Genomic DNA, 18,285 nt, shown 5'->3' on the forward strand with positions numbered 1-18,285 from the left:
ATAAATCCATGCAGCCCGGCTACTACCGCGACCTCAGCAACGAGGCGTACCACGGCGGCGAAGGTGTCTCCAAGTCGCAGCTTGACCTAATCGCCAAGGCGCCGGCTCTGTTCCAGTGGAGCAAGGCGGCACCGGAAGACCCGGAAAAGAAGAAGGCGCTGGACCTGGGCGATGCAGTGCACGCCCTGCTTCTGGAGCCTGATCGCTACGCCGCCGAATATGCGGTGGGCCCGGCTGACGCCCCGCGCAACACCAAGGCCGGCAAGGAAAAGTGGGAAGAGTTCGAATCCACGCTCACCGGCCAGACCGTCCTGTCGGCAGAGGACGGCAGGAAGATTGGCCTGATCCGCGAAAGCGTAATGGCTCACCCGCATGCACGGTTCCTGCTCGAAACTCAGGGGGATGCCGAGGCAAGCATCTACTGGAACGACGAGCGCGAAGGCGTGCTGTGCCGCTGCCGGCCAGATAAGACCATCGAGCGCCTTGGCTGGATTCTGGACCTCAAGACCACGGCTGACATGAGCAAGTTCGCCCGGTCATTCTACGACTACCGCTATCACGTTCAGGACAGCTTCTACAGCGACGGCTACGCAGCGCACTTTGGCGAGGCGCCGGCCGCGTTCGTGTTCCTAGTCGTGAGCACCAGCATTGAATGCGGCAAATACCCGGTTCGCCTATTCACCATGGACTTCGAGGCCAAGGCCGCTGGCCGAACCGAGTACCACCGCAACATCGAAGTCTACGCCGACTGCCTTCGACACAACGAGTGGCCGGCCATCGAAACCCTAACGCTGCCCTACTGGGCGAAGGACAAGCTATGACTGAGGTAAACCCGTTCGCCCCGCGCGGCATGGCGGAGCACGTGAACCACGGCACTGTGAACATCGAACAGAGCCGGGCCGTGACCGAAGCCCAGGGCAAGCTTCTGCTGGCCAAGCGATTCCCGCGCGACGAGGCCCTGGCCTATAGCAAGATCATGAACTCGTGCAGCCGGCCGAGCCTGGCGGCTTCCGGCGAATACGCCTACCCGCGTGGCGGTCAGACCGTATCCGGCCCTTCGATTCGTCTGGCCGAAGAACTGGCCAGGTGCTGGGGAAATATTGAGTACGGCATCCGCGAGCTGAGTCGCCAGCAGGGCAACAGTGAAATGGAGGCCTATGCTTGGGACTTGGAGACGAACACCTACTCGTCTCAGAAGTTCACGGTTCGCCACATCCGCGACAAGCGCGGTGGCGGTCAGGCCCTGACCGAAGAGCGCGACATCTACGAGATCACCGCGAACATGGGCGGTCGCCGCCTGCGAGCACGCCTGCTGGCAATCCTTCCGCCGGATCTGGTCGAAGCTGCCGTATTCCAGTGCCGCAAGACTCTGGCCGGCGACACCAGTCTTCCCCTTGCTGACCGTGTCCGCGCCCTGGTCGACGCATTCGCCCAGCAAGGCGTGACCGAGAAGCACCTGCGTGCCTATCTCAACAAGAGCCTGGACGAGATCCTGCCCGAGGAAATCGCCTCTCTGCGCGGCGTGTTCAACAGCATCAAGAACGGGCAGGCCGCAGTGGGAGATTTCTTCTCCATCAAGCCGGCAGAAAGCCAAACCGCAGACCTAAATGCCGCCCTGACTGAGGCACAAAGGAGTGAAGGGTGAACCAATCAATCGACCTGGAGGCCGCCAAAGCGGCCTTCTTCGCATCTGGTGGCCAGCTGATCGTGCTGGAGGGCTTCACCTACCGGCCGCTGCCGCAGCGCAAGCATCCTGAGCCTGCGCCTAAAAAGCGCCGCGGACCGCCACCGGTGCAACACGGCACCAGGCAGGAAAAGGCCAGGGCCCGCGCCGACATGGTGGACGAAGATGGCGGAGACAATGACCTGCCGGGAAGCCGCACAGGAACTCAAGGTATCCCAGTCCTCGCTGTGGGACATGGCCAAGCGCTACGGCTTCGCGTTTGCGCCGGGCAATCGCGGCAAGCACACGGAAACTGCCGACATGGAGGCGCGCGATGCCAAGCTTGCTGAGCGCATCCAGGCTCTGCGGGATGCAGGCCTGTCGCGTAACAGTGCCAGCATGAAGCTTGAGATCGGCCACTCAACCATGAGCCGAATCATCAAGAAGTTCAGCATCGATTTCCCGCTCAAAAAGCGCAGGAGGTAGCGATGCGACCGCGAAAGCACAAGCATATCTTCCCGCTCCCCTACTACCAGGGCCGAACCGCCCGGGCCGCTGGCCGGTGCCGCGCGTCCCAGCCCTACCCCGAAATGACCGTAGACAGTGCCTGGTGGCTCGGAGGCTGGCACGACTGCGACATGGAGCTATCTGATGAACCGAAGAATTACCCGATCGCTGCAGCTGCACAGGCGGCGTGAGCAGTTCAACCTTCCCCCAAGCGGCCTGCAGGAGGTCGAGCATGGCATCACTTTTCGACGCATCGATGCGCAAGCCGGTGCGAAAGCTGTACATCACCCGCAGTGGCGGCAAGTACCGGCCTGATGATGTGGCCCTGGCCTTTGCACTGAGCCTGCGTGAGCACGACAGCGCCGATCACTTGCGCAGGCTGGCCCGGCGCCTGGTCGACAAGGTCTGCCTGGAGCACCAGCCGAACATGAAGCGCCTGGCCCGCGATCCGGACGATGCCAAGGTGTTCGACGCCGCGCTCAAGATTATCAACCGGGTGTGCGACCTGCTGGATATCAGCCCGGGCACCCGCTTTGTGCGCAATGGAGGCGATGATGGCTCTGACGCCGAAGCAGCGTGATCAGCGCAGGCGAGAGAAGCAGGAGCGCCTGGGCGAGCAAGATTTGCGCTTGAAGGTGACCACCACTCATGCCAGCCAGCTTGCTGAGCTGATGTCCTGGGATGAGATCGAGGAAAGCGGCGAAGCGCTTACCCTGCTGATCTACAACGCCCACAAGCTAGGTCGCTCGAAGTTCCCGTTTTTCGCCGCCGGCGCCCACCTCGAAATTGAAAGCGATCAGCACAGCAAGGCAGATCGCACCGAGATTCGGCTCATGGCGCGGCGCGGCACCGTTCAGCAGATTGACGAAATGGGTGAGTGGATCAACGCCACGGACCGCAACTTCATCATCCGCCTGCTGATCGAGCGCGCCCATGCGCTTGGGCCGATTCAGGCCCTCACGCTGCTGTCGCTGCCTCCGCGCCACAAGTACGCAGTCAGCAATTCCGTGGCGCGGGCGCTGGATCAATGGCGAATGCAACGTGAATTTCGTGCGCCAGACATCAGGCTTGGCGCTGACCCTGACGACAAAGGCCTGCTGCTGCTCGCCAACGTCTGACTCGCGCTGCCCGCCAGCGCCATCCCCTATTCAACGATAACGCCTCCCCGGCGAGGGCGGCGCCTGCACGCAAGGACCACAACATGACCCAGCAGCACCGCATTTTGGTGGGCGACTGCATCGAGATGATGCGGACGCTGCCTGATCAATCAGTGCACACCTGCATCACCAGCCCGCCCTATTTCGGGCTGCGCGACTACGGGGTCGACGGCCAGATCGGGCTGGAGGCCTCTCCCCGCGCATTCATCGAGAGCCTGGTCGCTGTGTTCCGTGAAGTGCGCCGTGTGCTGCGGGATGACGGAACCATATGGGTGAACATCGGCGACAGCTATGCAAACGATACAAAGTGGGGTGGATCTACGAGCGGCAAGCACGTTTCGGCGATGCACGGGAACAGTGGTATCGGTCGGCGCAGGACGCATACAGGACTTAAATCAAAGGATCTGATAGGCATTCCATGGCGTCTGGCAATCGCGCTTCAAGATGACGGCTGGTACCTGCGCCAGGACATCATCTGGCACAAGCCCAATCCCATGCCCGAATCAATCAAGGACCGGTGCACGAAAGCGCACGAGTATCTGTTCCTGCTGAGCAAGAACCATCGCTATTACTTCGACCAGGACGCCATACGCGAGCCTGCCAGAGCCCAGGCGGCCACAGAAAGCGCCAGCAGGCGCAACAGCTTCGCCAGGGAGACGAAGTACACAGATGGCGAGCACGGGCAGACAGCGCAGCACCGGACAGGCCGTGATGATGTGGACTACGACGAGACCCGGAATAAGCGCAGCGTATGGACGGTGGCCACCGCTAGCTTCAAGGGCGCGCACTTCGCCACCTTCCCGCCCGACCTTATCCGCCCATGCGTCCTGGCCGGCTCGCCGCGCGGCGGGATGGTGCTCGACCCGTTCGGCGGCGCCGGTACCACCGCGCTCGTCGCAATGCAGGAAGGCCGTCAATCGGTTATCTGCGAGCTGAACCCCGAATACGCCGCCCTCGCCCGCCAGCGCCTGGATACAGCCTGGATTGAAGGCGCCGCACAGATGGACTTCCTGCTGGATCAATCGCCAGCCGCTTAATTACGGAGTATCCCCATGCCCACAGAAAACCGATCCAGCAACACAGAGATGGTCAGCGTGCCGCGTGCGCTTGTAAACGTTGCGGTGAATGGTTACGTGCAGGAGCAAGGCCATGCGCTCAATGAGCTTCGTCAACTGCTGATCGACACCCCACCCACGGGCGCTACGCATCGCTACCCATCGCCAGAGCTGGTCAATAGCACACGTCAGTGGCGCCGCATGGTGGATGGGCAATGGTGCGAATACCTAAATGGCGAATGGGCGCCCCTGGATTTCGCAATGGTGGAAAACTACCTGCCAATTGAGAAGCAGAACCAGGACGAGCCGGTGGCGATCACCGACGACATGCACCGCCTGATGGAAGCCTATCGCCTAGGCGAATTCACAGCCGAAGGCGGGTCGGACACCATAGAGGCACTTGCTGTAGCGTCGTTCGATACAGTTGCTGACCGGGGCCATGACGCTGACAGCTATATGGCTGGGTTCTGCGCCTCCCTGTACTGGCAGGCCGCACCATTCATAGGGTTAGCGATCAAGCCCAGTACCCATGCCGATCCTGGCGAGGTTGAGCGGCTGCGCGCTGCGTTAGCTGAAAACAAAAAGGCTTACAGCGAGCTTGAAGCCCAGGTCGCAGAAGGCTTCAAGCACATCGACGACCTGCGCGCACAGCTGGCCGAGCGGAATGCGCTGCTAGAGGACTGGCACACGGCCAATTGCACTGGCGAGGTAAACGTTTCGGACAAGGCATATCGAATCGTTACCCGAACCGCGGCCATGCTGTCCGCCAACGCAGAGCCGAGCGTGTCAGTTGATAGCGATGCGCGGTCGGACATTGCCGCTGACGCCGCATACCGCAATGGAGTGATGCACGGCTACAAACTGGCAATGGAAGGTACTGAAGCTGATTACCAGACCTGCATCAACAGCCTGACGGGACACTTGCGCGCAGCTCGCGCCGTCCTATCCGCCAGCGCAGAGCCGAGCGCGCCGGTTGAGATCGATGAGCGGGCTGTGACGAATGCCTTCCACGACTGGGCGTTCTACAAGAAGGGCGAAGCGATAGGCCGCATGGATGGCCAGCAAGCCGCACTTGAAGGATTCATTGCTGGGGCAGACTGGCAAGCCCGCGCCGCCCTGGAGCGCAACCCCTCCTAACACTGGAGTACATCTGTACTCCTTTCGCTGTAACCCCTCTCCCCTCTATTCACTGCCGCGATATGGCGGCCAAGGATTTCCTGTGCCCGAAAAAATTGTGTTGGATCTCGACGCGATCGAGGCAGCAGCCAAAGCTGCAACGCCGCAAGACTTCGTCAGCGCCCAAGTCGGTGGTGCCGAAGAAGGATGGATGGAATGCCCTGGGTGTGGCGGTGAAGGCTCTGTCGAGCTGACGGCCGACTACCTGAACTACGACGGCGTGGCATTGGGTGTCCAGTTCTATGGCATTGGTGAGCCGCACGTTCATGCTGAGGCGTACTACCGCGCTGCGCGGCCTGCCGTCATGTTGGCCCTGATTGCAGAAGTCCGCGCTCTCCGGACTGACGCAGAGCGGTACCGCTGGTTGCGCGACCCCGACGGACAGGAGGACTTGGGCAGCGAATACAACATGCCGCCCATCATCTGCGGTTACGCCGAGCATGAGGACATTCTTGCCAACGACGCGCTAGACCGTGCGATCGATCTGGGCATGGAGGCGACCAAGCCATGACCCGCCTCGCCCTCTGCCTCCTGCTGCTGGCCACCGGCGCCAGCGCAGCAACCCCTGATGCGGAAATCCGCCGACTCGAACGTGAAGACATGAGCTTTGGCGATGGCGTGACCGCCATTCATGACGATCGCCGCGAGGTTACGTGCTGGGTCGCAAGTAGCTGGTACGGGAAAGGCATCAGCTACTTGCCCGACAGCCAGCTGCAGGCCGGCAACGAGCGCCAGCTCTCCCCGCACGAAACCCAACCCGAACCTACACCCGCTCTGGCGCCTGGGCGCTGGATTGATGAGAGGTATGAGCTGTGACAGAAGACGACATCATCAAGCTTTCGGCCAAGGCCATGGGCTTCGAGCTGGAGTACCGGCGCGGCAGTGACGCCTTCTACTACGACGATCCCGAGACAGGCCGCGAGGTATGGCTGCCGATTCAGGATGACCGGCAGACGATGCTCATCATTGCAAAGCTAAGGATGGACATCTGCTGCTTGCACCACCTCGCTCGCGCCACGGCGCATGTGCCATACGTCGGCTTCAAACAAAGTGAGGTGTCGCATGCAGACGAACCCGGCAGCCGGATGAGTGCTCTTCGCTTGGCAGTGGCAACAGTGGCAGCCAAGTATGGCCAGGGGATGCTCGACGGCGGGACAGACGAGCGAATTCTGGGGCACTTGCTTGGCATCGAAGGCTCAACCGCCCACGCCATGCGCGGCGCGATCCGAGAGTCTCGCGAGGAGATCAGCAAGGCGTGCCAGCGCCTGAAGCGGAAGGGGCTGGTGACCAACAAAGGGCCTTTCTGGCAGGCGGTGCAGCGATGACCGACCTGATCGAAGTGAGGGTATCCAACCTGGTCGGCGCGCCGCTGGACTGGGCTGTGGCCATGGCCGAGGGCTTCGGCACAGACCCCGAGTGCCGGACCACTATCTGGATCACTAGGACTGCCCCTACCAGCGTCAGCATCCGCGGCGCTGCCGAGGGATTCGGCTATCGCCCTTCCAGCAACTGGGAGCACGGCGGACCGCTGCTTGAAAAGAACCAGGCAGGGTTGAGCCATGACAGATATTTGTCAGGCGGGCCATGTGGCTGGAGCGCAGGCCCGCTCAACTCGACTTGGCTTTCAGGCCCAACTCCCCTTATCGCCTTCTGCCGCGCCCTGGTCCATGCCAAGCTCGGCCCGATCGTCCATGTGCCGAAGGAGTTGATGCCATGATCGCCCTCGCCTATATGGCCTACCTGATCTACAGGGGGCCGCAATGAGCGCAGAAGTCTTCAAATTTCCGCTGAAGCGCCGCGCCCACAACAACCAGGTGATGGCCAACCAAGCTGAGCGCAAGAGGCTGGCCGACTGGTTCCGAGAAATCGCCCGGCACATCGAGGGCAACGAGGTGGAGCGCGAGCCGCTGGCAGCCATGATCGTACTCAGCAGTGCAGCAGGTGACGAAGTCCTGCATGTCGGCTACTCAACCGACGCCACCTCACTCGTCCAGGCAGGGAATGCAGCCCGCCAATGGGCTCACCTGACCTTCCAGCGCAAAGCCGGCAACTTCTTCGTCCGCCAACGCTAACCCCTCCCCCTACTACTCAAGCCCGCCGACATGCGCGGGCATGGAAAGCTATTGCCGCCGCCGGGGCGGCTATGGAGCCCCCATGGAAACCGAAAGCACCGGTGACGTAGACAAGGTCACCGAGCAACGCATGGCCGATCTGCTCGGCTGCACCAAGCGCGCCCTGGAGGGCCGACGCCTACGCGGGGCAATCCCCGAAGGCGTCTGGATGAAGCACAGCGGCCGCATCATTTACAGCAAAAAGAGGTATGACGAATGGCTGGAAAGCCAATGGATTTACCCCCAGGAATTGACGTCCACTACGGCTCGCTCCGGCTCCGGTTCATGTGGGAGGGTACTCGCCGAAGTGAAACCCTTCCCTACCCCGCGACACAGAAAGGCATCAAAGCTGCATCCCAGCTTCGCGATAAAGTAAACAGCCTGATCAAGCTGAATCTCCTGGATCACGACAAGTACGCGGAGCTGTTCCCCAGTTCCGCCGCTGTCGTAGGCGGCGTCCCGACCTTCGGTGAATACGCCCAGCTATGGCTGGATAGCCGGGAGATCGCCGCAGGCACCAGGCTGAACTACAAGGGAACTCTGAATTTGTACTGGGTGCCACATCTCGCCTTGGTGCGCATAGACCTGATCACCTCCACTCTACTCCGGCGAATTGTCGCGTCGATCAACTGGACGTCTCCGTCGGTAAAGCGCAATGCAATGGTCAAGCTGTCGACCATTCTCCGCTCCGCGGTGCTTGATGGGTTGATCACTCGGAACCCAGCAGAGGCCATCCAATTGCCGGCGCGCTCCAAGAAGGAAGTCGATCCGTTCACCCTGGAGGAAGCCAACGCCATCGTCGCCGAACTCTACAAGCACCCGCACTGGCCAAGCCAGATCTACGCTGCGTTCTTCGAGTTCATGTTCTTCACTGGCCTGCGGTTATCGGAAGGCCTGGCGCTGCGCTGGGATACGGTAGACACGACCAAGAAGACCGTTCACGTGCGGCGAACGATTGCACTGGGGGTGGTTGAGGAAAGGACAAAAACCGGGAGGGATCGGTTTGTGCTGCTCAACGACCGGGCGCTGCATGCCCTGGAGTTCGCCAAGCAGTACGCGGAGCGCCGCAGGCAGGGCAAAGGGCAATTCACCGAATCGCCGTTCGTCTTCCCGCCCGGGAAGAATGGTGAGCATGTCAAACAGACCTCGGATCTGCACCACCAGTGGCGCCCGATCCTGAAGGGCCTGGGGATCAGATACCGCCCCCCGTATAACTGCCGTCACACCTATGCGACAATATGCTTAATGTCTGGTCTCAACCCCGCATTTATCGCCCAACAGCTCGGGCATAGCGTGCAGATGCTCTTATCGACTTATGCGCGCTGGATTAACTCGTCCAACGACTGGCAGGAGCTGGAAAAGCTCCAAATTGGTCCGAAATTGGTCCGTAGCTGCGAAGAAGTCACGTAAGTTATTGATAGGTAAGCCTCTTGATCTCCACCGCTAATATCACCATGCAGTTCGGCTCCAAGCCGCTGTTCGAAAACGTTTCCGTCAAATTCAACAACGGCAACCGCTACGGCCTGATCGGCGCCAACGGTTGCGGCAAGTCGACCTTCATGAAGATCCTCGGCGGTGACCTGGAGCCTTCCGGCGGCCAGGTCATGCTCGAGCCGAACACTCGCCTGGGCAAACTGCGCCAGGACCAGTTCGCCTACGAGGAATTCACCGTGATCGACACGGTGATCATGGGCCACGGCCAGCTGTGGAAGGTCAAGGCCGAGCGCGACCGTATCTACTCGCTGCCGGAAATGACCGAGGAAGACGGCATGGCCGTTGCCGAACTGGAAACCGAATTCGCCGAAATGGACGGCTACACCGCCGAATCCCGCGCCGGTGAACTGCTGCTGGGCCTGGGTATTCCGCTGGAACAGCACTTCGGCCCGATGAGCGAAGTGGCACCGGGCTGGAAGCTGCGTGTGCTGCTGGCCCAGGCGCTGTTCTCGGACCCGGACGTGCTGCTGCTCGACGAGCCGACCAACCACCTGGACATCAACACCATCCGCTGGCTGGAAACCATCCTCACCGCGCGTAACAGCACCATGGTGATCATTTCCCACGACCGGCACTTCCTCAACAGTGTCTGCACCCACATGGCCGACCTGGACTACGGCGAGCTGCGCGTGTTCCCGGGTAACTACGACGAGTACATGACCGCGGCCACCCAGGCCCGCGAGCAACTGCTGTCGGACAACGCCAAGAAGAAAGCCCAGATCGCCGAACTGCAGACCTTCGTCAGCCGCTTCTCGGCCAACGCCTCCAAGGCCAAGCAGGCCACCTCGCGGGCCAAGCAGATCGACAAGATCCAGCTGGCCGAGGTCAAGCCGTCGAGCCGGGTAAGCCCGTTCATCCGCTTCGAACAGACCAAGAAGCTCCACCGCCAGGCTGTTACCGTCGAGAAAATGGCCAAGGCCTTCGACGACAAGGTGCTGTTCAAGGACCTGAGCTTCACCATCGAGGCCGGCGAGCGCGTGGCGATCATCGGCCCCAACGGTATCGGCAAGACCACCCTGCTGCGCACCCTGGTCGGTGAAATGACCCCGGACAAGGGTGAAGTTAAGTGGACCGACAGCGCCGAAGTGGGCTACTACGCCCAGGACCATGCCCACGACTTCGAAGACGACATGACCCTGTTCGACTGGATGGGCCAGTGGACCTCCGGCGAACAGGTGATCCGCGGCACCCTGGGGCGCATGCTGTTCTCCAACGACGAGATTCTCAAGTCGGTGAAGGTGATTTCCGGTGGTGAGCAAGGCCGCATGCTGTTCGGCAAGCTGATCCTGCAGAAGCCGAACGTGCTGGTGATGGACGAGCCGACCAACCACCTGGACATGGAGTCGATCGAGGCGCTGAACCTGGCGCTGGAAAACTACCCAGGCACCCTGCTGTTCGTCAGCCACGACCGTGAGTTCGTGTCGTCGCTGGCCACACGCATCATCGAGCTGTCGGCTGATGGTGTGGTGGACTTCAGCGGTACCTACGATGATTACCTGCGGAGCCAGGGTGTGCTGGTCTGATTGATGGGGCGGCCTGGCCATCTGGTATGGCTGGGCCGGCCTCTTCGCGGGCATGCCCGCTCCCACAAGTACTACACGCGTCCTGGATCTGTGCTTTACCTGTGGGAGCGGGCGAGCCCGCGAAGAACACACCACCGACCTGTCAGGCTGGCATTCTCCGACGAATAATTCGTTAGCCTGCTTTCATTCCTTTCGCGCAACGGCCATGATGGAACCATGCCCAACCGCCCGCCCGCGAACGAGCCCATGACCGCGCAACAACCCGCCCCCGCCGGCAACACGCTGCAAATCACCCTGCAGATCCTGTCGATCGTTTTCTACACCTTCATTGCCTTCCTCTGCATCGGCCTGCCAATCGCCGTGCTGCCCAGCCATGTGCACGACCAGTTGGGGTTTGGCGCGGTGGTTGCCGGGCTGACCATTGGCCTGCAATACCTGGCCACCCTGCTCAGCCGCCCGTTTGCCGGGCGCGTGGCGGATACCCTGGGGGGCAAGCAGGCCATCCGCTTCGGCCTGCTGGGGATTGCCGGCTGCGGGGTGTTGACCCTGCTATCGGCCTGGACCCTGACGCTACCGGTGCTGAGCCTGGCGCTGTTGCTCGGCGGGCGCCTGCTGCTGGGTATTGCCCAAGGGCTGATCGGCGTTGCCACGCTTAGCTGGGGCATCAGCCAGGTCGGGCCTGAGCACACCGCCAGGGTGATCTCCTGGAACGGTATCGCCTCCTATGGCGCTATCGCCATTGGTGCCCCATTGGGTGTACTGGCCGTGGATGGGCTGGACTTCGGCGTGCTGGGGCCGGCATTGCTGGTGCTGGCGCTGCTTGCCCTGCTGGTACTGCGCAAACGGCCGGACGTGGTGGTGGTGCGCGGCGAGCGCTTGCCCTTCTGGTCGGCTTTCGGCCGGGTCGCCCCCTGCGGCCTGGGCCTGACCCTGGCCTCTATCGGCTACGGTACCCTGACCACCTTCGTCACCCTGTATTACCTGGAGCGCGGCTGGGTGGGCGCGGCCTGGTGCCTGAGCGCATTCGGCATGTGCTTCATCATTTCGCGGCTGCTGTTCGTCAACGCGGTCAACCGTTTTGGTGGCTACAACGTGGCTGTCGCGTGCATGGCCACCGAAGTGCTCGGTCTGAGCCTGCTGTGGCTGGCACCGTCGCCGCTGTGGGCGCTGATCGGCGCCGGGCTTACCGGTTTCGGGCTGTCACTGGTATACCCGGCACTGGGGGTGGAGGCGATCAGGCAGGTGCCCAGCAGCAGCCGCGGCGCAGGGCTGGGTGCTTACGCGGTGTTCTTCGACATGGCCCTGGCCATTGCCGGGCCGATGATGGGCGCAGTGGCCGCGCACCTGGGCTATGCCTCGATCTTCTGTGTGGCGGCCCTGCTCGCCCTCGCCGGTGTCGGCCTAACGCTGTTGCTGGCGCGGCGCGCTGGCCGCGGCTGAACGCTCGGCCGGCTGCGGCGCGCCCAGCGCCTGGCTGAAGAATGCCGCGGTTTCGCGTTGCAGTGAATGATGGATATGGCGGCGATCCACGCCTTCGCCGTCCTTGCACAGCGCTGGCGTACGCAGGTACTGCTCGGCATCGCAATGGGCCATGAACACGAAGTGCCCGGCGCCGGCCAACAGGCGGTAGTCCGGGGTAACCGGCAGTTTGCGGGCCAAGGCTTCGGCGTTACGGTCGACGGCCACCAACTGGTCGCTGTCGCCACTGTAGATCAGTGCCGGCACCTGCACCCCGGCCAGGGCATGACGCCCGAACAGCAGGCTCAACGGTGCCATCAGCATCACCGCCCCCACTCGCTGGTCGGCTTGGGGCGCCAGTTCGCTGCGATCGGCAATCAGTACGCCGTGGGTCCTGCAGGCATCGGCGTCGTTCGGGCGCTCCAGGCAATACTGGCGCAGGCGGTCCAGGTCGGGCCGCGCGCCGGAGAGAATCAAAGCGGTTTCACCACCGGCCGAGTAGCCGATCACCCCCACCTTGCCGTCGTTCAGGTAGGGCCCCAGCAAAGCATCACCACGTGCAGCCGTGATGGCGGCACTGACCTGCAGCGGCCGGCCATACAGGTTGCTGAGGGTGCCCAGGCGGCTGTGGTCACGGGCGTTGTCCCCCGGGTGTACCACCGCCACCACGATAAAGCCCTGGTGTGCCAGCGACGTCGCCAGGTAATGCAAGGCCAACGGGCTGCCAGTATTGCCATGGGACAGCACCAGTAACGGGAACTGGCCCAACGCGACCGGCGCCTCTTCAGCCACGTCGACCGGGTAGCCGTCCAGGCGGCTGATACGGGTTTTGCCTGTGGCCGGGTAGAACGCCAGCGCCTGCATCGGCCGGGCGTCGACCGGATCTGCCAGGGTCATGTAGTGCAGGCCGGCAACCCAGGGCGCGGCCTCGGCGTGGGCCAGCAGGCCGCCGAGCAGGGCCAGCACCAGCATGCAACGTGAGAGCGTCATCGGCCAGCGGTTCCTTGCAGCGCGAAGAGATAAGCCAGCATAGAACCGACCTGGGCTGTACCGGATGAAACCTGGATGAAACCGACGTCATGCACTTCACGCCCGCGCCCTATGCATTTGCGCTTTTCGTCGAACCCATGGCATAGATGCAGGTCGATGTTTCTATGTGATCGTTTCGCGCCATTGAAGGAGATTCATGCATGAGCAAGCCCGCCTACGTGCCACCCAAAGTCTGGCGCAACGACGCAGCGTCCGGTGGCCAGTTCGCCAGCATCAACCGCCCGGTTGCCGGCCCGACTCACGACAAGGACCTGCCGCAGGGCAAGCACCCGCTGCAGCTTTACTCCCTGGCCACGCCCAATGGCGTCAAGGCCACCATAGCCCTCGAAGAGCTGCTCGCGCTGGGCCACCGTGGAGCCGAATATGATGCCTGGCTGATCCGCATCGGCGAGGGTGAGCAGTTCTCCAGCGGCTTCGTCCAGGTCAACCCCAATTCGAAAATCCCCGCCCTGCTCGACCGCAGCGTCGAACCGCCGGTGCGGGTGTTCGAGTCGGGTTCGATCCTGCTGTACCTGGCGGAAAAGTTCGGTGCCTTGCTACCGAAAGCGCCCGCTGCACGCACCGAAAGCCTGAACTGGCTGTTCTGGCAAATGGGCGCGGCGCCCTACCTGGGCGGCGGCTTTGGCCACTTCTATGTGTATGCGCCGGAAAAGTTCGAGTACGCGATCAACCGCTTCACCATGGAAGCCAAGCGCCAGCTGGATGTGCTCAACCGGCGCCTGGCCGAAAGCCGCTACCTGGGTGGCGAGGAATACAGCATCGCCGACATTGCCGTGTGGCCGTGGTATGGCCAGCTGGTACGCGGCAATCTGTATGGCGCGGCGGAATTCCTGGCAGTGGACGAGTACCCACATGTGCAGCGTTGGGCCGAGGAGATTGCCCTTCGCCCTGCGGTGCAGCGTGGCACCCGGGTGAACCGCACCTGGGGGGATGAAGCCAGCCAGGTGCCGGAGCGGCATGCAGCGGCAGACCTGGACTGAGCCACAATCCGCAGCGCTACGCGGGCTCTTGTAGGAGCGGCCTTGTGTCGCGAAAGGGGTGCGAAGCGCCCCCAGGATCTTCGCATCACTGCAAAATCGCCGGGGCCGCTCTGCGGCCCTTTCGCGACACTAGGCCGCTCCTACAAGAGTCCGTGCAGTGCTTGGGAAGACCCCGACAATGCCCGCCTGCAAAAAACCATTTGCCCCCGCGCAAACCTGCGCCCGCCAAGCCCTTCTTGTACACTCCTCGCATTAGCCCCCACCTGCACATTTTTTTGGTGAACGCATGATCGAGGTAACCGAGGTTTCCATTGCCGAGCTGCGCGACGCGCTCGAGTCGGGCCGCACGACGGCGGTCGAGCTGGTCCAGGCCTACCTGGCGCGCATCGACGCCTACGATGGCGCCGACACCGCCACTGCCCTGAACGCCGTAGTGGTACGCAACCCCGAGGCGCTGAAAGAGGCCGCCGCCTCCGATGCCCGTCGCGCCAAAGGCCAGGTCCTGAGCCCGCTGGACGGCATCCCCTACACCGCCAAGGACAGCTACCTGGTCAAAGGCCTGACCGCAGCCTCTGGCAGCCCGGCCTTCAAGGATCTGGTGGCCCAGCGCGACGCCTTCACCATCGAACGCCTGCGCGCCGCCGGCGCCGTGTGCCTGGGCAAGACCAACATGCCGCCCATGGCCAACGGTGGCATGCAGCGCGGCGTGTATGGCCGCGCCGAAAGCCCGTACAACGCCAATTACCTGACCGCCCCCTTCGCCTCGGGTTCGTCCAACGGTGCCGGCACCGCCACCGCCGCCAGTTTCAGTGCCTTCGGCCTGGCCGAAGAAACCTGGTCCAGCGGCCGTGGCCCGGCGTCCAACAACGGCCTGTGCGCCTATACCCCTTCGCGCGGGGTGATTTCGGTGCGTGGCAACTGGCCACTGACACCGACCATGGACGTGGTGGTGCCCTATGCCCGCACCATGGCCGACCTGCTGGAAATCCTCGACGTGGTCGTAGCCGACGACGCCGACAAGCGCGGCGACCTGTGGCGTCTGCAACCCTGGGTGCCCATCCCGGCGGCTTCGGCGGTGCGCCCGGCCTCGTACCTGGACCTGGCTGTGGATGCCAGCGCGCTCAAGGGCAAGCGCTTTGGCGTGCCGCGCATGTACATCAATGCCGATGCCGAAGCCGGTACTTCCGAGAAGCCCGGCATCGGTGGCCCGACCGGCCAGCGCATCAACACTCGCGCCACGGTGATCGACCTGTGGCAGCAGGCCCGCCAGGCACTGGAGGCGGCGGGTGCCGAAGTGCTGGAAGTGGACTTCCCGCTGGTGTCGAACTGCGAAGGCGACCGCCCGGGCGCACCGACCGTGTACAACCGCGGCATCGTCAGCAAGGAATTCCTGCATGACGAACTGTGGGAGCTGTCAGGCTGGGCCTTCGACGACTTCCTGCGCGCCAACGGTGACCCCAAGCTCAACCGCCTGGCCGACGTCGACGGGCCGCAGATCTTCCCCCACGACCCGGGCACCCTGCCCAACCGTGAGGACGACCTGGCCGCCGGCATGGACGAGTACGTCAACATGGCCAAGCGTGGCCTGAAGACCTGGGACCAGATCGAGACCCTGCCCGACGGCCTTCGCGGCCTGGAGCAGACCCGCAAAATGGACCTGGAAGACTGGATGGACAACCTGGGCTTGGACGCGGTGCTGTTCCCCACCGTGGCCGACGTCGGCCCGGCGGATGCCGACGTCAACCCGGTATCCGCGGACATCGCCTGGAGCAACGGGGTCTGGGTGGCCAACGGCAACCTGGCGATCCGTCACCTGGGCGTGCCGACCGTGACAGTGCCGATGGGCGTGATGGCCGATATCGGCATGCCGGTGGGGCTGACCTTTGCTGGCAGGGCTTACAGCGACAATGCGCTGCTCAGCTTCGCTGCAGGCTTCGAGGCGACCGGGTCGCGTCGGATGATCCCGCCGCGTACCCCGCCTCTGGGTTGAGTACTGGGGCTGCTTCGCCGCTTATATACCTCGATCCGTGCGCAATTCCTGTAGGAGCGGCCTTGTGTCGCGATAGGGCTGCGAAGCAGCCCCAACAATCTGTGCATGTACGCTGAAATCCTGGGGCTGCTTTGCAGCCCATTCGCGACACAAGGCCGCTCCTACAGCGCTGTGCAGTCCACAATAGATCGCAAATTTCAACGTTATGTGTAAATATGCACAAACCGTTGAATTTGTGCTCTGCCATGTCCATGACTCCCAGCGAAGAACGCCAGCTCACCCTCACCGTCCTCAAGGCCGCCATCCAGGCCCTGGGCAGCGTTGCCGCACGCAACATGGAAATCCTGCTGCACGACCTCGACCACCCGGAACACTCCGTGGTGGCGATCGTCAATGGCCATCTTTCCGGCCGCAGCGTCGGAAGCCCGATCCTCGCCGCGCCTGAACAGGACCAGGGTTTCAAGGCACTCATGCAGGCCTCAGCTGACCAACGCGGCTGTGAACCGGTGGTGCTGCCCGATTACCCGACGACGCTCAAGGGCCGCACCCTGCGCAGCGCCACGGCAATCTTCCGCGACCGCAGCGGCCACCCGTTCGCCAGCCTTTGCGTCAACACCGACGTCACCGGCCTGGATACCGCCATGAACTTTCTCCAGCAGTTCCAACCGCTGGGGGCCACGCCTGTCGTCAGTGAACCCGCCGACATGGAACTGCTGATGAGCGAGATAATCCAGGCATCCCTGCAGCGCAGCGGCCAGGGGCGGATGAACAAGCAAGCCAAGGTCGAGGCCGTGCGAATGATGCAGGAGCGCGGTCTGTTCATCGTCAAGGGCGGCGTGGAAAAGGCCGCCAGCGCACTTGGTGTGACCCGCTACACCGTTTACAACTACCTCGAGCAACTGCGCGGAGCCAGCCAATGACCTTGCATATCCATACCCCCCTGATCGAATCCCGTCCGCTGTCGCTGGCCGCGGGCAGCAACGTCTGGCTCAAGCTCGATGCCCTGCAGCCCTGCGGCTCGTTCAAGCTGCGCGGCGTGGGCCATGCCTGCGAGGTGCACCATGCCCGTGGCGCGCGGCATTTCGTGTCTTCTTCGGGCGGCAACGCGGGCCTGGCAGTGGCCTATGCCGGGCGCAAGCTGGGCGTGCCGGTGACTGTGGTAGTACCCGAGACCACCACTGAGCGGGCCAAGGACCTGCTGCGCCTGGAAGGCGCCAAGGTGATGGTGCATGGCAGCTCCTGGCAGGAGGCCAACGCCCTGGCACAGACCTTGGTCGGCCCGGATGACGCCTTCATCCACCCCTTCGACGACCCGCTGCTGTGGGCCGGGCATGCCAGCCTGGTGGATGAAGTCACCGAAGCCGGCGGGAAGCCGGATGCGGTGGTGTTGTCGGTGGGCGGTGGCGGTTTGCTCAGTGGCGTGGTCGAGGGGCTGCAACGCAACGGTTGGGGCGATGTGCCGGTGCTGGCGGTGGAAACCGCGGGCGCGGCATCGCTGCATGCGGCCATGCAGGCAGGGCATCCGGTGGAGCTGGAACGTATTGCCTCGGTGGCGACCTCGCTAGGGGCCAAGCGTGTGGCTGACCAGGCGCTGGTGTGCGTGCAGCAGCATCCGGTGCACAGCCATCTGGTCAGTGACCGCGCTGCGCTGGAAGCCTGCGAGCGGTTCCTGGTGGACCATCGTGTGCTGGTGGAGCCCGCGTGCGGGGCGGCGTTGGCGTTGGCGTATGCACCGGGCGCCCTGGCGCAGTACCAGAATGTGCTGGTGGTGGTCTGCGGCGGGGCTACCGCCACGCTGGAGCAGATCCAGGCGTGGTTGCAGCAGGTCGATTGAGGTTGCCTGTACCACCCTCTTCGCGGGCTTGCCCGCTCCCACAGGTTTAGCGCGTGGCTCAGAAAAAGCGCGGTTCCTGTGGGAGCGGGCGAGCCCGCGAACACCGGCAAAGCCGGTGCCATCCGATACAACACTCATCGGAATCCTCTTTCGACACCCGGCTGCTGATTACGATAGTCACATGCCGCTGTTCTACTGAGCCCGCTGCAACCGGAAAATCCCCTTTCGATCTGCGGCAAGTGAAGGCACAATGCGTGTCCTTTTTTTGGCCGGCCTGGCCGGGGGCC

21 protein-coding genes are annotated in these 18,285 nt (G+C 63.1%); 20 read left to right on the forward strand and 1 reads right to left on the reverse strand.

The genetic code is table 11. The features are described from left to right. The first annotated feature begins 8 nt into the window (after positions 1-8). The 16 genes from QIY50_24925 to QIY50_25000 all read left to right on the forward strand — a co-directional run bounded on the left by QIY50_24925 (position 9) and on the right by QIY50_25000 (position 12,126). On the forward strand, positions 9-821 hold the full coding sequence (locus tag QIY50_24925) for a PD-(D/E)XK nuclease-like domain-containing protein (GenBank protein WGV20465.1): 813 nt from the start codon (positions 9-11) through the stop codon (positions 819-821). Beyond that, complete coding sequence (locus QIY50_24930) at positions 818-1,645, forward strand: hypothetical protein (protein WGV20466.1); 828 nt, start codon at positions 818-820, stop codon at positions 1,643-1,645. Before QIY50_24925 ends, QIY50_24930 begins: the two co-directional genes overlap by 4 nt. A 204-nt stretch (positions 1,646-1,849) precedes the next feature. After that, positions 1,850-2,149, forward strand: a complete 300-nt coding sequence (locus QIY50_24935) for a hypothetical protein (GenBank protein WGV20467.1) — start codon at positions 1,850-1,852, stop codon at positions 2,147-2,149. Between the two features lie 253 nt (positions 2,150-2,402). Then, on the forward strand, positions 2,403-2,750 hold the full coding sequence (locus QIY50_24940; GenBank protein WGV20468.1) for a hypothetical protein: 348 nt from the start codon (positions 2,403-2,405) through the stop codon (positions 2,748-2,750). Continuing rightward, a complete protein-coding gene (locus QIY50_24945; GenBank protein WGV20469.1) occupies positions 2,713-3,288 on the forward strand; it encodes a hypothetical protein in 576 nt (191 codons plus the stop codon). The genes QIY50_24940 and QIY50_24945 overlap by 38 nt, the downstream gene beginning before the upstream one ends. Positions 3,289-3,371: 83 nt before the next feature. Then, complete coding sequence (locus QIY50_24950) at positions 3,372-4,364, forward strand: site-specific DNA-methyltransferase (GenBank protein WGV20470.1); 993 nt, start codon at positions 3,372-3,374, stop codon at positions 4,362-4,364. Positions 4,365-4,379: 15 nt separating this feature from the next. Next, entirely contained in the window at positions 4,380-5,519 is a 1,140-nt protein-coding gene (locus tag QIY50_24955; GenBank protein ID WGV20471.1) for a hypothetical protein, read from the forward strand. Positions 5,520-5,601: 82 nt separating this feature from the next. Then, complete coding sequence (locus QIY50_24960; protein ID WGV20472.1) at positions 5,602-6,069, forward strand: hypothetical protein; 468 nt, start codon at positions 5,602-5,604, stop codon at positions 6,067-6,069. Next, positions 6,066-6,374 (forward strand): hypothetical protein, encoded by a 309-nt coding sequence (locus QIY50_24965; GenBank protein ID WGV20473.1) that lies wholly within the window; start codon positions 6,066-6,068, stop codon positions 6,372-6,374. Before QIY50_24960 ends, QIY50_24965 begins: the two co-directional genes overlap by 4 nt. After that, a complete protein-coding gene (locus QIY50_24970; protein ID WGV20474.1) occupies positions 6,371-6,883 on the forward strand; it encodes a hypothetical protein in 513 nt (170 codons plus the stop codon). Before QIY50_24965 ends, QIY50_24970 begins: the two co-directional genes overlap by 4 nt. Further along, entirely contained in the window at positions 6,880-7,275 is a 396-nt protein-coding gene (locus QIY50_24975) for a DUF2591 family protein (protein ID WGV20475.1), read from the forward strand. The genes QIY50_24970 and QIY50_24975 overlap by 4 nt, the downstream gene beginning before the upstream one ends. 43 nt (positions 7,276-7,318) lie before the next feature. Then, positions 7,319-7,630, forward strand: coding sequence for a hypothetical protein (locus QIY50_24980; GenBank protein WGV20476.1), 312 nt, complete (start codon positions 7,319-7,321; stop codon positions 7,628-7,630). Between the two features lie 82 nt (positions 7,631-7,712). Then, the gene (locus QIY50_24985; protein WGV20477.1) at positions 7,713-8,045 is read left to right on the forward strand and encodes a hypothetical protein; all 333 of its coding nucleotides are present in this window, start codon (positions 7,713-7,715) and stop codon (positions 8,043-8,045) included. After that, positions 7,955-9,079, forward strand: a complete 1,125-nt coding sequence (locus QIY50_24990; GenBank protein ID WGV20478.1) for a tyrosine-type recombinase/integrase — start codon at positions 7,955-7,957, stop codon at positions 9,077-9,079. Before QIY50_24985 ends, QIY50_24990 begins: the two co-directional genes overlap by 91 nt. Before the next feature lie 20 nt (positions 9,080-9,099). Next, complete coding sequence (locus QIY50_24995; GenBank protein ID WGV20479.1) at positions 9,100-10,686, forward strand: ABC-F family ATPase; 1,587 nt, start codon at positions 9,100-9,102, stop codon at positions 10,684-10,686. A gap of 246 nt (positions 10,687-10,932) precedes the next feature. Further along, positions 10,933-12,126, forward strand: a complete 1,194-nt coding sequence (locus QIY50_25000; GenBank protein ID WGV23116.1) for an MFS transporter — start codon at positions 10,933-10,935, stop codon at positions 12,124-12,126. Here the strand turns inward: QIY50_25000 and QIY50_25005 are convergent. Next, entirely contained in the window at positions 12,088-13,134 is a 1,047-nt protein-coding gene (locus QIY50_25005; GenBank protein WGV20480.1) for a dienelactone hydrolase, read from the reverse strand. The genes QIY50_25000 and QIY50_25005 overlap by 39 nt on opposite strands. Positions 13,135-13,334: 200 nt before the next feature. Here QIY50_25005 and yghU point away from each other — a divergent pair, with 200 nt between their 5' ends. From yghU to QIY50_25025, 4 genes are all read left to right on the forward strand, one after another. Further along, on the forward strand, positions 13,335-14,174 hold the full coding sequence (gene yghU / locus QIY50_25010; protein WGV20481.1) for a glutathione-dependent disulfide-bond oxidoreductase: 840 nt from the start codon (positions 13,335-13,337) through the stop codon (positions 14,172-14,174). 286 nt (positions 14,175-14,460) lie between these two features. Next, a complete protein-coding gene (locus QIY50_25015) occupies positions 14,461-16,164 on the forward strand; it encodes an amidase (GenBank protein ID WGV20482.1) in 1,704 nt (567 codons plus the stop codon). A 245-nt stretch (positions 16,165-16,409) separates the two neighbouring features. Beyond that, on the forward strand, positions 16,410-17,084 hold the full coding sequence (locus QIY50_25020) for a PAS domain-containing protein (GenBank protein ID WGV20483.1): 675 nt from the start codon (positions 16,410-16,412) through the stop codon (positions 17,082-17,084). Further along, entirely contained in the window at positions 17,081-17,998 is a 918-nt protein-coding gene (locus QIY50_25025) for a pyridoxal-phosphate dependent enzyme (protein WGV20484.1), read from the forward strand. Before QIY50_25020 ends, QIY50_25025 begins: the two co-directional genes overlap by 4 nt. Positions 17,999-18,285: the final 287 nt, after the last annotated feature.

The sequence above is a fragment of the Pseudomonas putida genome (assembly GCA_029953615.1).
Taxonomy (GTDB): domain Bacteria; phylum Pseudomonadota; class Gammaproteobacteria; order Pseudomonadales; family Pseudomonadaceae; genus Aquipseudomonas.

Coding starts and splice junctions, on each gene's coding strand:
- QIY50_24925 (WGV20465.1), top strand. CDS start 9: ATGCAGCCCGGCTACTACCGCGACCTCAGCAACGAGGCGTACCACGGC.
- QIY50_24930 (WGV20466.1), top strand. CDS start 818: ATGACTGAGGTAAACCCGTTCGCCCCGCGCGGCATGGCGGAGCACGTG.
- QIY50_24935 (WGV20467.1), top strand. CDS start 1,850: ATGGCGGAGACAATGACCTGCCGGGAAGCCGCACAGGAACTCAAGGTA.
- QIY50_24940 (WGV20468.1), top strand. CDS start 2,403: ATGGCATCACTTTTCGACGCATCGATGCGCAAGCCGGTGCGAAAGCTG.
- QIY50_24945 (WGV20469.1), top strand. CDS start 2,713: ATGGAGGCGATGATGGCTCTGACGCCGAAGCAGCGTGATCAGCGCAGG.
- QIY50_24950 (WGV20470.1), top strand. CDS start 3,372: ATGACCCAGCAGCACCGCATTTTGGTGGGCGACTGCATCGAGATGATG.
- QIY50_24955 (WGV20471.1), top strand. CDS start 4,380: ATGCCCACAGAAAACCGATCCAGCAACACAGAGATGGTCAGCGTGCCG.
- QIY50_24965 (WGV20473.1), top strand. CDS start 6,066: ATGACCCGCCTCGCCCTCTGCCTCCTGCTGCTGGCCACCGGCGCCAGC.
- QIY50_24975 (WGV20475.1), top strand. CDS start 6,880: ATGACCGACCTGATCGAAGTGAGGGTATCCAACCTGGTCGGCGCGCCG.
- QIY50_24980 (WGV20476.1), top strand. CDS start 7,319: ATGAGCGCAGAAGTCTTCAAATTTCCGCTGAAGCGCCGCGCCCACAAC.
- QIY50_24985 (WGV20477.1), top strand. CDS start 7,713: ATGGAAACCGAAAGCACCGGTGACGTAGACAAGGTCACCGAGCAACGC.
- QIY50_24990 (WGV20478.1), top strand. CDS start 7,955: ATGTGGGAGGGTACTCGCCGAAGTGAAACCCTTCCCTACCCCGCGACA.
- QIY50_25000 (WGV23116.1), top strand. CDS start 10,933: ATGACCGCGCAACAACCCGCCCCCGCCGGCAACACGCTGCAAATCACC.
- QIY50_25005 (WGV20480.1), bottom strand. CDS start 13,134: ATGACGCTCTCACGTTGCATGCTGGTGCTGGCCCTGCTCGGCGGCCTG.
- yghU (WGV20481.1), top strand. CDS start 13,335: ATGAGCAAGCCCGCCTACGTGCCACCCAAAGTCTGGCGCAACGACGCA.
- QIY50_25015 (WGV20482.1), top strand. CDS start 14,461: ATGATCGAGGTAACCGAGGTTTCCATTGCCGAGCTGCGCGACGCGCTC.
- QIY50_25020 (WGV20483.1), top strand. CDS start 16,410: ATGTCCATGACTCCCAGCGAAGAACGCCAGCTCACCCTCACCGTCCTC.
- QIY50_25025 (WGV20484.1), top strand. CDS start 17,081: ATGACCTTGCATATCCATACCCCCCTGATCGAATCCCGTCCGCTGTCG.